Raw genomic sequence first — 15,790 nt, forward strand, 5'->3', positions numbered from 1 at the left:
GAGATTCGATGGGCAACTCGATGACGGGGTCGACCGCTCAGAACGGCGGCGGATCGGTGGACCTCTCGCGTCCGGTAGGCGAGGTGATCCGAAGTCCGAAGTCCGGGTCCCGTTCGTATCGGAATTGCGTCTTGTGCTTGATCGTGTGGCCGCTCTCGCAGATCGGGGCGAGGTTGGCGTCGTTCGTCGGTCCGTCGAACTGCCAGTCCGTGGTGTGGTCGATGTCGCATCGACCGGCTGGCCGATTGCAGCCTCCTTCAGCACAGGTGCCGTACCGCAACCGGAGCCAGTTCCGTTGCGCCTGGGATGGCCGCCGGCTCGAGCGGTCCAGCTGGAGTCGGATCCCGTGGAATGGATCCGTCGCGATGCGGGCGAAGCTCGGCGCTTTCGCGAACAGCCGTCGCGCGGTGTCGTCGTCGATCAGTCCGTAGCCGTCGAGAGAGGCGGCGCCGTCGGTGGCGATCGCTGGGTCGACACCGGCTGCCTCGGCGTCTTCTCGGCGGATTCCCGCGAGACGAAGTACCGGGACCGTGACGAACACTGTCGGCACGACCTCATGCGGAGCTCCGGTCGCGCACAGGATGTCGCCCGCCACGTCGGCTCGTAGCTGGTCCAGAGTGCGGGCCTCTCCATCGACAGCGGCGAGCCGCTCGGCGTTCGCGTCGATGCGGGCCTTGGCACGCAACAGCACGTCGGCGCGGCCGTAGAGGCCCAGCCACGCCATGCCGTCGGCAAGCGGTTCGAAAGCCACTTTCCGGCCCTCCGCGGCGACGTCGAAACGCTCCTGTCGGGTTAGCTTCTCGAATCGTTCCCTCGTCGCGAATGCGAGCCTTCGCAGCTTCGCCGGGGGCAGCCCTCGACCCTGAGCGAGCATGACGTTCTCGAAGTCGGCATCGAGGTGGCTCGGCATGCCCTTGACGACGTCCGCCAGGACGGCCGCGGAACCCGCGGTGATGACGCCCTGCCGCGAGAACTCGCTCCACATGCGCGGTAACCGCTCGCGCAGCGTCACGGCGCGGGTCGCCATCGCAGACGCCGCCGTGACGGACAGGTCTAGCCACATCGCCACGTCTTTGATGATCGCCCGTTCGAGCAACTCGCGCTCCGACGTCGTGCCGCGAGGGTCCTGCGCCGTGCTGTCGAGATAGACCTCGGGAACGGTTCGCGCATGCTCGACTGCGTCGGCCACGGCTGCCCACTGCGCCGCAGCAGCGCGAGACGCGGCGCGAGCTGAACTCTCCATCCGGTCGAAGGATGCCACGAGGTCATCGCGGTCCGTCGGCGCGTACTCGCACGCATCGATCTCCCAGTCCGACGCCTGGTTCGGATCGAGCGCGAAGACCTCCCGGGTGATGCCCACGCTTCGACTCTACGGACACCCGTTGACATTCCACGCGCCGCTCGTTCGGCCGCGGCTGGAGACACGCGCCGTGATAACCGACAACGCGCCGACCGGTTCTTAGTAGGTATTCCGGGGCGATGTCATCCGTCACCTCGGTAGCGTGCGATCACGTGACTACAACAGCAGAGCAGAATACGTTCACGCCATCCGATCCGCGGATGACCCGGCGGGTGAGTTGGGCCTCCATGGTCGGCACCAGCCTGGAGTCGTTCGACTTCTACGTTTTCGCCTACTTCTCGGCGTTCTTCATCGGCCCGCTGTTCTTCTCTCCCCTCGGTTCGTTCGGCGAGACGCTCGCCGCGTTCTCGACCGTCGCGGTCGCGTTCGTCATCCGTCCCGTGGGAGCGATCATCTTCGGTCACCTGGGCGACCGACTCGGCCGACGCACGACCCTCCTGTGGACCGTCGCCATCATGGGAATCGCCACCGGCTTGATCGGAGCACTGCCCACCTACGCCCAGGCCGGCTGGGTCGGCGCCATCCTGCTCGTCCTCCTCCGCCTCATCCAGGGCATCTCCCTCGGCGGTGAGTGGGGCGGCTCCATCCTCCTCGCGACCGAGCACGCCAACCCGGTCAAGCGGGCCTTCTACGCAGCCATCCCCCAGCTCGGGTCCCCCGTCGGCTCCATCCTCAGCGCCGCCCTCTTCATCGTGATGACGCTCACGCTGAGCCCGGCCGACCTCGCTGCGTGGGGCTGGCGCATCCCGTTCCTCATCGCGCTGCCCCTGCTCGCCGTCTCCCTCTACCTCCGCTGGTCGGTCACCGAGACGCCCGTCTTCGAGGAGGTCGTCGCCGAGAAGCGCCGCGATCGACTCCCGTTCCTCACCATGTTCGCCCAGCGTCCTGTCGCCATCATCGTGGCGATCGGCGCGGCGCTGCTCGGCATCGGCTCCTACTCGCTGATGAACACCTACACGATCAACTACGGCGTGGCCAAGCTCGGCTTCAGCTTCCAGGACCTGCTGGTCGCCACCACCATCGGCGGGCTGCTGCAGTTGGTGACCATCCCCCTGTTCGGCGCGCTGGCCAACCGAATCGGATCGGCGAAAGTCGTGCTCTGGGGTGCCGTCGGCACGCTCGTCATCACCTTCCCGCTCTACTTCCTGCTGCAGTTCGCCACCTTCCCGATCCTCGTAGGCACCATGATCGTCGGCGGCATCCTGCCCACCATGTCGTGGGCGGCGCTCGGCGGGCTGATGGCCGACCTGTTCCCCGACCACTTCCGCTACTCGGCCCTCTCCTTCTCGTACGCGATCGCGGCGACTGTGAGCGGGTTCATCCCCCTCATCACCGTCTCGATCGGGCAGGCGACCGGCTACGCGTGGTGGCACCCGGGCATCGTGCTCGCCGTGCTCTCGGCGATCACGCTGGTCTCGGCTCTGGCGGCCGAACGGATGCGCAGAGCGCCCCAGTCCTCGAGCCCCGACGCGGCGCCCGCCCCGGTGCACTCGGCGTAGACGCCCTCACCGGCCGCTCCCGGTAAACTGGCTCCACGCATACTCAGGCACCTCACCATTGACTCGGTGCCGCACATATCGATCGGAGCAGCATCATGTCGAGCGCCCAGCCGGCCAACATCCCCGACAAGCCCGCCCTCGAGGGCCTCGAGGCCAAGTGGGGCGAGACCTGGGAGTCGCAGGGCACCCACCGCTTCGACCGATCGGGCGCCACCCGCGAGAGCATCTACTCGATCGACACTCCCCCGCCCACCGCATCGGGATCGCTGCACATCGGCCACGTCTTCTCCTACACCCACACGGATGTCGTCGCCCGCTTCCAGCGCATGCGCGGTCGGCGCGTGTTCTATCCGATGGGCTGGGATGACAACGGGCTGCCCACCGAGCGACGCGTGCAGAACTACTACGGCGTGCGGTGCGATCCGTCGCTGCCCTACACGACCGACTTCGTGCCTCCGTTCGAGGGCGGCGACGGCAAGAGCACCAAGGCCGCCGACCAGAAGCCCATCAGCCGGCGCAACTTCATCGAGCTGTGCGAGCGCCTGACGGCCGAGGACGAGGTGCAGTTCGAGAAGCTGTGGCGCTCGCTCGGGCTCTCGGTGGACTGGACTCAGACCTACCGCACAATCGGCCCCGAGGCGTTGTTCACCTCGCAGCTCGCGTTCCTCCGCAACGTCGAGCGTGGTGAGGCCTACCAGGCCATGGCACCCACCCTCTGGGACGTGACCTTCCGCACTGCCGTTGCCCAGGCCGAGCTCGAGGACCGCGACCAGCCCGCCGCCTACCACCGCGTGTCGTTCCACCAGCCCGACGGCGGAACGATCGAGATCGAGACCACCCGGCCCGAACTGCTCCCGGCCTGCGTGGCCCTCGTCGCCCACCCCGACGACGAGCGCTACAAGCCGCTGTTCGGCAGCACCGTGACGACCCCCGTCTTCGGCGTCGAGGTGCCGATCCTCGCGCACCACCTCGCCCAGCCCGACAAGGGCAGTGGCATCGCGATGATCTGCACGTTCGGCGATGTCACCGACGTCATCTGGTGGCGCGACCTGAACCTCCCCAACCGGGCGATCCTCGGCTTCGACGGGCGGGTGGCGACGGATGCCCCCGACGCCATCGCCTCCGAAGCGGGTCGGGAGGCGTTCGCCCAGCTCGCCGGCAAGACGGTCTTCTCCGCCAAGCAGACCATGGTCGAGTTGCTGCGCGCATCCGGAGACCTGATCGGCGAGCCCAAGAACATCGTGCACCCGGTGAAGTTCTTCGAGAAGGGCGACAAGCCGCTCGAGGTCGTCTCGACGCGGCAGTGGTACATCGGCAATGGCGCGCGCGACGAGCAGCTGCGCGGTCGACTGATCGAGCACGGTCGGGAGCTCGACTGGCATCCCGACTTCATGCGCGTGCGCTACGAGAACTGGGTGAGCGGTCTCACCGGCGACTGGCTCATCTCGCGCCAGCGCTTCTTCGGCGTGCCCATCCCCGTCTGGTATCCGCTCGACGACGACGCCAACCCGCTGTTCGACCAGCCGATCCTGGCGACGCGCGAGCTGCTGCCGGTAGACCCGGCATCCGACGCCGCGCCCGGGTTCGACGAGAGCCAGCGCGGCCAGGCCGGCGGCTTCGTCGGCGAACAGGACGTGATGGACACCTGGGCGACCTCGTCGCTCACGCCGCAGCTGGCGGGCGGATGGGAACGCGACCCGGAGCTGTTCGACCTGGTCTATCCGTTCTCCCTGCGCCCCCAGGCGCAGGACATCATCCGCACCTGGCTGTTCTCGACGGTGCTCCGCAGCGAGCTCGAGCACGGTCGGCTGCCGTGGGCCGCGACGGCGGTCTCCGGTTTCATCGTCGACCCCGACCGCAAGAAGATGTCGAAGTCGAAGGGCAACGTCGTCACGCCCGCGGACATCCTCAATCAGCACGGATCCGACGCCGTGCGCTACTGGGCAGCGTCCTCCCGCCTGGGCACGGACGCCGCGTTCGACCCGCAGAACCCGACCCAGATCAAGATCGGCCGACGCCTGGCCATCAAGATCCTCAACGCCGCGAAATTCATCCACGGCATCGGTTCGGCCGCCGACGGGAGCGACGAGGTCGGCAACCCGCTCGACCTCAGCATGCTCGCAACGCTCAGCGAGGTGGTTCGCCAGGCCACGATCGCGCTCGACTCGTACGACCATGCGCGGGCACTTGAGGTGACCGAGTCGTTCTTCTGGACCTTCTGCGACGACTACCTCGAACTGGTCAAGGAGCGGGCGTACAGCGGCGAGCCGAGCGACCGCGCCTCGGCGATCGGCGCACTGCACATCGCCCTGTCGACCCTTCTGCGGCTGTTCGCGCCGTTCGTGCCATTCGCGACGGAGGAGGCCTGGTCGTGGTCGCACGACGGCTCGGTGCACGTGGCCGGGTGGCCGAACGAGAACGAGCTTCCCGGCGTGGAGGACGGCACGACCGCCGTACTCGACCTCGCCAGCCGCGCACTCACGGCCATCCGTCGGGCCAAGACGGATGCGAAGGTTTCTCAGCGCACCGGGGTGATTTCTGCTGTAATTACGGGTACCGACCAGCAGATCGCCCTGCTCGCGCAGGCGGCAGCTGATCTCAGGGCCGTGGGCCGCATCGCCGATCTCGGTTTCGCCGAGGGAGACGAGCTCACGGTCACGGACGTCGTCCTGGAGGCGGCACCGGAGAGTTAGGAGCGCGTCATGGTCGTTCAGGTCCGTCCGCTGGTCGATCGAGACTTCTTTCCGTGGCTGGGACTCTGGGAGGGATACAGTGCCTTCTACGACTCGCCGGTGACGGATGAGAAGGCGCTGCGGGTCTGGACCTGGCTGATGGACAAGCAGCACGACCTGACCGGTTTCGTCGCGCACGACGGAGACGACCTTCTCGGGCTCGTGCACGTGCGCCAGTATCCGCGAACGCTCGACGGCGATCGCGCCCTGTTCCTCGACGACCTCTTCGTTGACCCCGACTCCCGCGAGCGCGGCGTGGGCGCTGCGCTCATCGAGCAGGCGAAGAGCTTCGCGCGCGAGAACGGGTTGAGCGTGATCAACTGGATCACGGCCGAGGACAACGACAACGCTCAACGCCTCTACGACTCGGTGGCCGAGCGCACCACGTGGGTGACCTACGAGACTCCGGCCATAGGCTGATCGGATGCAACTCGGAACCCGCTGGCCCTACCGATCGACCGAACGACCCACCGGACTGCCGGATGTCGTGCTGATGGCGGTCGATGCCGTCGAGACCGACGAGGAGCTCGTCCCCGACGCGACGGGTGAGTGGCGCTGGACGCTGACCTGGCTCGAGGGACGACCGGTCATCGAACTCGACGACGGAACCGTCATCCGCTACAACGCCGAGGACGACGCAGCGACCATCACGCTCCCGGCCGCAGCCATCGACGACGAGGACGACTGGTAGGTCGCGCCGGAAGCGCTCAGCGGGACGGATCCGCCAGCGGCTTGCGGGCGATGACCTCCCCGTGCGGCATCTGCATCCATCCGTCGGGGTCTTCCTTCCAGTCGAGCCACGCACGCGAGATGGCGCGGAGCCCGTCGACGTCGGCCATACCGCCCTCGACGGCGTGCGCAGCGAAGGCGGACTCCGTCGCCCGCACCGACCAGGAGCTCCCCCACCAGTCCCGCTCGGCATCGGAGGCGAAGCACCAGACCGAGGCCGTGCACGCGACCTGCTCGAAACCGGCCGCACGCACCCAGGCCTTGAGCATCCGTCCCGCGTCGGGCTCGCCCTGGTCGTAGCGTGCCACCGCCTGGTAGGTGCTCATCCAGTCGGCCAGTCCCGGCAACGGGGGGAACCAGGTGACGCCGCCGTAGTCGACGTCGCGGACGGCCAAGACGCCGCCGGGCTTCAGAACGCGGATGGCCTCGCGGAGCGCGTCGATGGGGCGCGCGAGGTGCTGCAGCACCTGGTGGGCGTGCACGACGTCGAACACCTCGTCCTCGAAGGGAAGGGCGTAGGCGTCGCCGACGACGAACTGGGCGTTCTCGGTCCCGGTGTCGGCGGCGTGGGCGGCGGCCTGCTCGACGATGCCCGACGCCGCGTCGACACCGACCACCCGTCCCGGCGACACCCGATCCGCGAGGTCGACCGAGATGGTGCCCGGCCCGCATCCGAGATCGAGGACGACGTCGCCGCGCACGAGATGCGGGATGAGGTAGGCCGCCGAGTTGGCGACCGTCCGCCAGGTGTGCGAGCGCAGCACGCTCTCGTGATGACCGTGGGTGTACTGATCGCGGGGGGCGACCTCGTTCTGTTCCGGATCCATCGCCATGCCTCGAGCCTAGAACCCGCGGCATCAATAGGCTGAACGGATGGCCTCTGCACGCAATCCGCTCCTGACCGAGAGCACCCTCCCGTTCCACCTGCCCCCGTTCGCCGAGATCCGAGAGGAGCACTACGGCGAGGCGTTCGCCATCGGCATGGCGGAGCAGCGCGAGGAGGTGGCCGCGATCAGCGCGAACCCGGATGCGCCGACGATCGAGAACACGCTCGTCGCCCTCGAACGCAGCGGGCGGGTGCTCGATCGCGTGGCGTCGGTGTTCTTCAACAAGGCATCGTCGGACAGCACGGCGTTCACCGATGACCTCGAACAGGACCTCGCGCCACTGCTCGCCGCCCACCACGACGCCATCACGTTGGACCCGGCGTTGTTCGCGAGGATCGACGACCTGTGGCGGCGCGTTGACGAACTCGACCTCGATGCCGAGACGCGCTACCTGCTCGAGCGCTATCACACCGAGTTCACCCTCGCCGGGGCCGGACTGGACGCCGAGCAGAAGCGGCGCCTCAGTGCCCTGAACGCGGAGCTCGCGACGCTGACCACCCGGTTCGAGAAGAACCTCCTCGCCGACACGAACGATCTCGCGGTGCACGTGCTCGATGTCTCCGAGCTGGACGGCGTGGAGGAAGGTCAACTCGCCGCCGCACGGGAGGCCGCGGCCGAGCGTGGGCTCGACGGCGGCTATCTCATCACCCTTCCGCTGTTCACCGGTCATCCGTTGCTCGCATCGCTCACCCGCCGGGACCTGCGCGAGCGCATCATGAAGGCATCGCGCTCGCGCGGCATCCGGGGAGGCGACCACGACAATCGCGACCTCGTGCTCGAGGTCACCCGTCTGCGGGCTCAGCGGGCGAGACTGCTGGGCTTCCGCGACCACGCGTCATCCGTCACCGCCGACGAGACCGCGCGTACCCCCGAGGCCGTCGCCGAGCTGCTCGGAAGGCTGGCGCCGGCCGCCGCGCGGAATGCCGCCGCCGAGAACGCCGCACTGCTGGGCGCGGCAGGCGAGGAGATCGACGAGGTGCGCTCATGGGACTGGGCCTTCTACGCCGAGCGCGTGCGTCAGGCCCGCTACGACGTCGACACCGCCGCGATGAAGCCGTACTTCGAGCTCGAGCGCGTGCTCCGTGACGGGGTGTTCCACGCGGCCGAACGACTCTACGGTGTGACCATCCGCGAGCGGGACGACCTCGTCGCCTACCATCCCGCCGCGCGCGTATTCGAGGTCACGGATGGCGACGGCACCCCGGTCGGCCTGTACATCGGCGACTTCTACATCCGCGACTCCAAGCGCGGCGGTGCATGGATGAACTCGCTCGTCTCGCAGTCGAGCCTGCTCGATGAGCCGGTCGTCGTGGTGAACAACCTCAACATCGGCAAGCCGCCAGCGGGAATGCCGACCCTGCTCACCGTCGACGAGACGGAGACGCTGTTCCACGAGTTCGGGCACGCCCTTCATGGTCTCTTCGCCCGGGTGCGCTATCCGAGGTTCTCCGGCACCAACGTGTTCCGCGACTTCGTCGAGTTTCCCAGCCAGGCCAACGAGATGTGGATGCTGTGGCCGGAGGTCCTCGCCAACTACGCCGTGCACCACGAGACCGGCGAGCCGATGCCAGGCGACCTCGTCGAGCGACTCGAGGCGTCGTCGACGTGGGGACAGGGATTCGGCACGAGTGAGTACCTCGCGGCCGCCATGCTCGATCAGGCCTGGCACCGCATCACCGCCGATGACGAGGTGACGGATGTCGCCGCGTTCGAAGCGCGCGCGCTGGCGGAGGCGGGGCTCGCCGATGAGGCCGTCCCCCCGCGCTACGCCAGCACCTACTTCGCGCACACCTTCGCCGGCGGGTACGACGCGGGGTACTACTCCTACATCTGGAGCGAGGTGCTGGATGCCGACACCGTGGAGTGGTTCCGGGAGAACGGCGGACTCACACGCGAGAACGGCGACCGTTTCCGTGCGCGCCTGCTCGGCGTCGGCGGGTCGAAGAACCCCCTCGAGGCGTACCGCGACTTCCGCGGGCGCGACGCCCGCATCGAGCCGCTACTGGAACGCCGCGGCCTGAGTTGACCGGTAGCTGCCCTACCTGCTGGTGAAAGCGAACGACGAAAGAGCCCGCGTATCGAAACCCGTCACTCGCACGTGCGAGGGCCTCGATACGCGGAGCCGCTGCGCGCCTGCGCTACTCGACCGGCGGTGCCGCTGGTTGAGTAGCCCCGCGACGAAGGAGCAGGGCGTATCGAAACCTGCCTGTCGCACGTGCGAGAGTCTCGATACGCGGAGCCGCTTCGCGTCTGCGCTACTCGACCGGCAGCACCCGCTGGTTGAGTCGCCCCGCGAGCGCAGCGAGCAAGGCGTATCGAAACCCGCCGGTCGCACGTGCGAGGGTCTCGATACGCGGAGCCGCTGCGCGTCTGCGCTACTCGACCGGCAGCTCCGCTGGTTGAGTAGCCCGCGAGCGCAGCGAGCAGGCGTATCGAAACCAAGAACTCGCACGTGCGAGGGTCTCGATACGCGGAGCCGCTGCGCGTCTGCGCTACTCGACCAGCGTCAGATGGCGAAGCCCAGGGCGCGCATCTGGTCGCGACCGTCGTCGGTGATGCGCTCGGGGCCCCACGGCGGCATCCACACCCAGTTGATGCGGAAGGCCTCGACGATGCCGTCGAGCGCCTCGCCGGTCTGCTCCTCGAGCACGTCGGTGAGCGGGCAGCCAGCGCTGGTCAGGGTCATGTGGATGACGAGAGCGTTGTTCTCGTCGTCCCACCCGAGGTCGTAGATGAGGCCGAGGTCCACGACGTTGACGCCGAGCTCGGGGTCCATCACGTCCTTGAGCGCCTCTTCGACCTGGTCGAAGAGTGCCGGAGCGAGAGTGGTGACCATGGTTCTAGCCTACGTTCGCCTCGGTGAGGTACCGGTCGTAGCCCTCGTCTTCAAGGCGATCGGCCAGCTCGCGCCCACCCTGCTCGGCGACTCGGCCGTCGACGAAGACGTGCACGAAGTCGGGCTGGATGTAGCGCAGGATGCGGGTGTAGTGCGTGATGAGCAGGATCCCGAGGCCGGTGTTGGCCTTGGCGCGGTTGACGCCCTCCGACACGATCTTGAGCGCGTCGACGTCGAGGCCGGAGTCCGTCTCGTCGAGCACCGCGAAACGCGGACGGAGGAGCTCGAGCTGCAAGATCTCATTGCGCTTCTTCTCACCGCCGGAGAAGCCCTCGTTCACGTTGCGCGCGGCGAACGACGGGTCCATCCGCAGGCCTTCCATCGCCGCCTTGACGTCCTTGCCCCACGTGCGGATGGCCGGAGCCTCGCCGTCGATCGCGGTCTTGGCGGTGCGAAGGAAGTTGGTGTTGGTCACACCCGGGATCTCGACGGGGTACTGCATCGCGAGGAACAGCCCGGCGCGGGCGCGCTGGTCGACGCTCATGGCGAGCACCTCCTCGCCGTCGAGCAGGATGGAGCCGCCCTCGACGTGGTACTTGGGGTGGCCGGCGATCGTGTACGCCAGGGTGGACTTGCCCGAGCCGTTGGGGCCCATCACCGCGTGGATCTCGCCCTCGTTGATGGTGAGGTCGACACCCTTGAGGATGTGTTTGGTTCCCTGGTCGGTCTCGACGCTGACGCGGAGGTCCTTGATCTCAAGAACGGACATGGATTCTCTATCTCTTTCGTTCGATCGGCGCGGCTGGCGCCGGAAGTTCGGTTGGCGGATCAGACCGCTACGGTCACGGCGGGGTCGACGAAGACGAAACCGTCCCGCACCTCCACCTGGAACACGGGCACCGGTTCGTAGGCCGGGAGCGTGAGGGGCTTGCCGGTGCGCAGAGAGAACTGCGAGCCGTGCGCCCAGCATTCGAGGGTGGGCCCATCGACGCTTCCGGCCGAGGCATCGTCCTCGACGAAACCCTCTGAGAGCGAGATGTCGCCGTGGGTGCAGGTGTCGCCGATGGCGAACACGTCGCCCGTGGCATCCTTCACGACGGCGATCGCAACACCGTCCACGACGAACCGCTTGGCCTCGTTCTCGGGGAGCTCATCGACGGAGCAGAGCTGGGATGCGGGCATCAGCTCACGCTCGTTCCGGCCAGTTCGGCTTCGAGGGCGGCCTGGAGGCGCTGCTCGAGGTCGGCGTCGCCGATCTGCTGCACGATCTCGCTGAGGAAGCCGCGCACCACCAGACGGCGGGCCTCGTCCTCGCGGATGCCCCGAGCCATCAGGTAGAACAGCTGCTCGTCGTCGAAGCGTCCGGTGGCGCTCGCGTGGCCGGCGCCCGCGATGTCGCCGGTCTCAATCTCGAGGTTCGGCACCGAGTCGGCGCGCGTTCCGTCGGTGAGAACGAGGTTGCGGTTCTGCTCGTAGCTGTCCGTGCCGACGGCCTTGTTGCCGATGAGCACGTCGCCGATCCACACCGTCCGTGCCCCGTCGCCCTGCAGGGCGCCCTTGTAGGTGACCCGGGAGCGCGTGTTGGGAGCGTCGTGATTGACGTAGACCTGCTGCTCGAGGTGCTGTCCTGCGTCGGCGAAGTACATGCCGAAGGCCTCGATGTCCGCACCCTGCTCAGCGAGGTGGGTGGAGGGGTTCACCCGCACGATCGACCCGCCGAGCGAGACGACGATGTGCTTGAGCTTGGCGTCGCGTCCGACCCGGCTGAAGTGGTTGGCCAGGTGGATGGCGGTGTCATCCCACTCCTGCACGCTCACGACGGTGAGCTGGGCGCCCTCCCCCACGAGGATCTCGACGTTCTCGGCCAGCAGAGCGTCTCCGCTGTTCTCCAGCACGACGAGCGCGCGGCTGAACGGGGCGGCGTCGATGATGGTGTGCGCACCGCGCGCACCGCCGCCGAGTCCGGAACGGCGCACGTGCACCGCCTTGGCATCCTCGCCGGACACGTCCACGACGAGGGCCTTCTCGAACGCGGTCCACGCGTTGGCGGATGCCCGGTCCTCGGGCGTCCCCGCCGTGCCGACGCGGGTGTCCTCGCGCGAGGTCCAGCCGACGGTGACGCCGTCGGCGTCCGTCGACGTGACGTCGTAGGACGAGCCGTTCAGCTCACCCGCCGTCAGCGCGGTGAGTCGAGAGACGGGCGAGTAGCGCCAGTCCACCTCGCGACCGGTGACGGCCGGGAAGTCCTCGACGTTCGTCGACGTGAAGCGCTCGGAGCGGGTCTGGACCGGCGCCTTGTTGGCCCAGTCCCCGTCGCTGTGCTGCTTCAGTCCGTGCTGCTCGAAGGTGGGAACGGTGGGTGCGTTGGTGACGGCACTCATCTAGCCTACGGATCCTTCCATGCTCATCTCGATGAGCTTGTTGAGTTCGAGCGCGTACTCCATGGGCAGCTCACGGGCGATCGGCTCGATGAAGCCGCGCACGATCATCGCCATCGCCTCGTCCTCGGGCATTCCGCGGCTCATCAGGTAGAACAGCTGCTCCTCGCTCACGCGCGAGACGGTGGCCTCATGGCCGAGCTGCACATCGTCGACACGGATGTCGATGGCCGGGTAGGTGTCGGACCGCGAGATCGTGTCGACGAGCAACGCGTCGCACCGGACGGTGTTGGCCGCGTGGTGCGCGTTGGCATCCACTCGCACCTCGCCGCGGTAGCCGGCACGACCTCCGCCGCGGGCGATCGACTTGGAGACGATCGAGGACTGCGTGTACGGCGCCATGTGGATCATCTTGGCGCCGGCATCCTGGTGCTGACCCGGGCCGGCGAACGCCACAGACAGGGTCTCGCCCTTGGCGTGCTCCCCCATCAGGAAGATGGACGGGTACTTCATGGTGACCTTGGAGCCGATGTTGCCGTCGATCCACTCCATGGTCGCGCCCTCGGCAGCCGTCGCCCGCTTGGTGACGAGGTTGTAGACGTTGTTCGACCAGTTCTGGATGGTCGTGTAGCGAACGCGGGCGTTCTTCTTCACGATGATCTCGACGACCGCGGAGTGCAGCGAGTCGCTCTTGTAGATGGGAGCCGTGCAGCCCTCGATGTAGTGCACGTAGCTGCCCTCGTCGGCGATGATGAGGGTGCGCTCGAACTGGCCCATGTTCTCGGTGTTGATGCGGAAGTAGGCCTGCAGCGGGATCGACACCTGGACGCCCGGCGGAACGTAGACGAATGATCCACCCGACCAGACGGCGGTGTTGAGCGCGGCGAACTTGTTGTCGCCCGACGGGATCACCGTTCCGAAGTACTCCTCGAAGAACTCGGGGTGCTCCTTGAGTGCCGTGTCGGTGTCCATGAAGATCACGCCCTGAGCCTCGAGCTCCTCGTTGATCTGGTGGTAGACCACCTCGGACTCGTACTGAGCGGCGACGCCGGCGACGAGGCGCTGGCGCTCCGCCTCGGGGATGCCGAGCTTCTCGTAGGTGCTCTTGATGTCGTCGGGCAGGTCCTCCCAGCTCTGGGCCTGCTTCTCGGTGGAACGAACGAAGTACTTGATGTTGTCGAAGTCGATCTCCGACAGGTCGGCGCCCCACGTGGGCATGGGCTTGCGCTCGAACAGCTTGAGGGCCTTGAGGCGGCGCTGCAGCATCCAGTCCGGTTCCGCCTTGAGGCTGGAGATATCGCTGACCACCTCTTCCGAGATGCCGCGCCGAGCGGATGCGCCTGCGGCGTCCGAGTCGGCCCAGCCGAACTCGTAGACACCGAGTCCTTCCATTTCGGGGCGGTCGATGAGCACGTCCGACATAATCTCCTCTTTCCTACCTTCGCCAACCGGATATCAGTCCGGCTCATTCCCCTCCCGCGCGTGTGTGCGACGGTCACGAGGCGTGATGTGCGTGGGCAGCTTCTGCGCGTCCCTATGATTGTTGGAGGAACCGCGACCACTCTGGCCGCCCGATCTGCGCGGCGGGGCCCGCTGTTTCCAACTGATCAAGTCTACCTGAGGACCACCCCGCGTGAAGCGTTTCTGGAACTGGCTGCCCGATCACGTCGATCGGCGCGTGCGCGTGCTGGCGTGGCTGTCGCTGATCTGCCAGGTCGTGCTCGTGGGCACCGGCGGACTCGTGCGGCTCACGGCATCCGGCCTCGGCTGTCCCACCTGGCCGACCTGCACCGACGACTCGCTCGTGAACACGCCCGAGATGGGCGTGCACGGCATCATCGAGTTCGGCAACCGCACGCTGACGTTCGTGCTGGTCGTCATCGCGATCGCCATGTTCCTCGCCGTCATCCGCTTCCGCGCCGAGCGCCGCGACCTGTTCCTGCTCGCCCTCTTCATCGGCCTGGGTATCCCCGCCCAGGGCGTCATCGGCGGCCTCAGCGTGCTCACCCACCTGAACCCCTACGTCGTCGGCCTCCACTTCGTGATCTCGGTCGTGCTGGTGTGCCTGGCGACCGTCCTCGTCGTCCGCGTGTACGCCACACCCGGCCCGCGCGAGCGCGCCGTGCCGCGCTGGTTCGCGGTGCTCGCCGTCGTGCTCAGCGTGCTCGTGGCGATCACGATCGTCTTCGGCATCCTCACCACCGGGTCCGGGCCGCACGCCGGAGACGCGAACGCGCCGCGCAACGACCTGAACCCGGAGCTGTTGCAGCACGTGCACTCGTGGCCCGCGTATGCCGTCCTCGCGGTCACGCTGGTGATGCTCGTGGCGACCTTCACCGCGCGCATCCCCGGCCGCCGGGCGGTGCTCCTGCTCCTCGCCGTCGAGGTGCTGCAGATCATCGTGGGCCTGTGGCAGGCTCGCACCGGCCTGCCGCCCTTCCTCGTCGGCATCCACATGGTGCTCGCCGTGACTCTCGCGGCCGCGACCACCAATGTCGTGATGGGACTCACACGGCGCGTCTCGCCCTCCGCCGAGGACGTGGAGCGACCGCACGCCGTCACAACCGCCTGAGCGACTCGCCCGGCGTGCCGCTCCCCCGCTCCCGGAGCACGACGTAGGCTCCCGTCATGGCGGCGGCATCCGTGCTCGGCAGACAGTCCTCCTCGATCGGGGAGGACGGATGACGCCCGAGCGCCTCGACATCGAGTCCCTCGCGCTGGTGCACGCCGCGGCCGCACGTCGGCGGCTGATCGAAACGCCGTTCCCCCAGGGCATGATGCCGGTCTACGTCGACCTCTACCTCGCGGGGGCCCCGGTCGCCTCCTGCGCCGTGCTTCCGGATGATCGCGCCATCGACCTGCTGCACGACCTCACCCGTCTGCTCGACGCGGACACCATCGTGCACACCTGCGACGCCTATCTCGCGGCCGCATCGTCCCCGACGTCGGCGGCGAGCGTGCAGTCCCGGTTCGAGGTGGGAGATCCGAGCGTGTGCGAAGGCATCGCCGTGATGATCGTCTCCCTCGAGGAGGGTGCTCTCTCGGTACGGCTGCCGTACGCGCGCAGCGTCGTCGACGGCGTCGAGTTCCACGACGCGGCGGTGTCGGGCCTGGAGGACGATGACCGCATCGATGAAGCGCTGGCATCCCGACTTCTGGCCATGCTCGACGACTCCGACCTCGGCGTCGCTCCGCTGCCCACCTTCGACGGGGACGAGCTCGCCATCCTGCTGCACGACCCCGACGAGCGCTCGGCCTGCGACGGCTGGGGACTCACCAGCGGTGGCGTGTCGAACGTTCCGGACGGCCATCCGCTGCTCGCTCTGCTCGGCGCCGCACGCTCGAGCATTCGAAGCCGAGGCTGAGGAC

General features: G+C 67.8%; 14 protein-coding genes. 7 read left to right on the forward strand and 7 right to left on the reverse strand.

The features are described 5' to 3' along the window. Positions 1-37 precede the first annotated feature (37 nt). On the reverse strand, positions 38-1,360 hold the full coding sequence (locus E6C70_RS03990; protein WP_136422442.1) for an HNH endonuclease signature motif containing protein: 1,323 nt from the start codon (positions 1,358-1,360) through the stop codon (positions 38-40). Between the two features lie 212 nt (positions 1,361-1,572). On the opposite strand from E6C70_RS03990, the gene E6C70_RS03995 reads away from it, so the two are divergent. From E6C70_RS03995 to E6C70_RS04010, 4 genes are all read left to right on the forward strand, one after another. Next, positions 1,573-2,859 carry an MFS transporter gene (locus tag E6C70_RS03995; protein ID WP_235833260.1) on the forward strand — a complete coding sequence of 429 codons (1,287 nt, stop codon included), beginning with the start codon at positions 1,573-1,575 and terminating at the stop codon, positions 2,857-2,859. Positions 2,860-2,954: 95 nt separating this feature from the next. Further along, the gene (valS, locus tag E6C70_RS04000) at positions 2,955-5,552 is read left to right on the forward strand and encodes a valine--tRNA ligase (RefSeq protein WP_136422445.1); all 2,598 of its coding nucleotides are present in this window, start codon (positions 2,955-2,957) and stop codon (positions 5,550-5,552) included. A 9-nt stretch (positions 5,553-5,561) separates the two neighbouring features. Further along, positions 5,562-6,011 (forward strand): GNAT family N-acetyltransferase, encoded by a 450-nt coding sequence (locus E6C70_RS04005; RefSeq protein WP_136422448.1) that lies wholly within the window; start codon positions 5,562-5,564, stop codon positions 6,009-6,011. A gap of 4 nt (positions 6,012-6,015) precedes the next feature. Beyond that, the gene (locus E6C70_RS04010; protein WP_136422450.1) at positions 6,016-6,282 is read left to right on the forward strand and encodes a hypothetical protein; all 267 of its coding nucleotides are present in this window, start codon (positions 6,016-6,018) and stop codon (positions 6,280-6,282) included. 16 nt (positions 6,283-6,298) lie between these two features. On the opposite strand, the gene E6C70_RS04015 is transcribed toward E6C70_RS04010, so the two are convergent. Next, the gene (locus E6C70_RS04015; RefSeq protein ID WP_235833261.1) at positions 6,299-7,153 is read right to left on the reverse strand and encodes a methyltransferase domain-containing protein; all 855 of its coding nucleotides are present in this window, start codon (positions 7,151-7,153) and stop codon (positions 6,299-6,301) included. A gap of 40 nt (positions 7,154-7,193) precedes the next feature. Here E6C70_RS04015 and E6C70_RS04020 point away from each other — a divergent pair, with 40 nt between their 5' ends. Then, on the forward strand, positions 7,194-9,233 hold the full coding sequence (locus tag E6C70_RS04020; protein WP_136422452.1) for a M3 family metallopeptidase: 2,040 nt from the start codon (positions 7,194-7,196) through the stop codon (positions 9,231-9,233). A gap of 480 nt (positions 9,234-9,713) precedes the next feature. Here E6C70_RS04020 and E6C70_RS04025 read toward each other — a convergent pair whose 3' ends face one another. Genes E6C70_RS04025 through sufB form a run of 5 tightly spaced genes read right to left on the reverse strand, consistent with a single transcriptional unit; the run spans position 9,714 to position 13,843 of the window. After that, positions 9,714-10,043: a metal-sulfur cluster assembly factor gene (locus tag E6C70_RS04025; protein ID WP_136422454.1), complete on the reverse strand. Its 330-nt coding sequence runs from the start codon at positions 10,041-10,043 to the stop codon at positions 9,714-9,716. Between the two features lie 4 nt (positions 10,044-10,047). Further along, on the reverse strand, positions 10,048-10,812 hold the full coding sequence (gene sufC / locus E6C70_RS04030; protein WP_136422456.1) for a Fe-S cluster assembly ATPase SufC: 765 nt from the start codon (positions 10,810-10,812) through the stop codon (positions 10,048-10,050). 59 nt (positions 10,813-10,871) lie between these two features. Further along, positions 10,872-11,225: a non-heme iron oxygenase ferredoxin subunit gene (locus E6C70_RS04035; protein ID WP_136422458.1), complete on the reverse strand. Its 354-nt coding sequence runs from the start codon at positions 11,223-11,225 to the stop codon at positions 10,872-10,874. Then, positions 11,225-12,424: a Fe-S cluster assembly protein SufD gene (gene sufD, locus E6C70_RS04040; RefSeq protein WP_136422460.1), complete on the reverse strand. Its 1,200-nt coding sequence runs from the start codon at positions 12,422-12,424 to the stop codon at positions 11,225-11,227. The genes E6C70_RS04035 and sufD overlap by 1 nt, the downstream gene beginning before the upstream one ends. Then, positions 12,425-13,843 carry a Fe-S cluster assembly protein SufB gene (gene sufB, locus E6C70_RS04045; RefSeq protein ID WP_136422463.1) on the reverse strand — a complete coding sequence of 473 codons (1,419 nt, stop codon included), beginning with the start codon at positions 13,841-13,843 and terminating at the stop codon, positions 12,425-12,427. A gap of 211 nt (positions 13,844-14,054) precedes the next feature. Between sufB and E6C70_RS04050 the strand changes: the two genes are divergently transcribed. Together E6C70_RS04050 and E6C70_RS04055 are read left to right on the forward strand one after the other, a co-directional pair. Beyond that, positions 14,055-14,993: a COX15/CtaA family protein gene (locus E6C70_RS04050; RefSeq protein ID WP_136422466.1), complete on the forward strand. Its 939-nt coding sequence runs from the start codon at positions 14,055-14,057 to the stop codon at positions 14,991-14,993. 109 nt (positions 14,994-15,102) lie between these two features. After that, a complete protein-coding gene (locus E6C70_RS04055; protein ID WP_136422468.1) occupies positions 15,103-15,786 on the forward strand; it encodes a hypothetical protein in 684 nt (227 codons plus the stop codon). Positions 15,787-15,790: the final 4 nt, after the last annotated feature.

Source organism: Orlajensenia flava, from assembly GCF_004801905.1.
Taxonomy (GTDB): domain Bacteria; phylum Actinomycetota; class Actinomycetes; order Actinomycetales; family Microbacteriaceae; genus Orlajensenia; species Orlajensenia flava.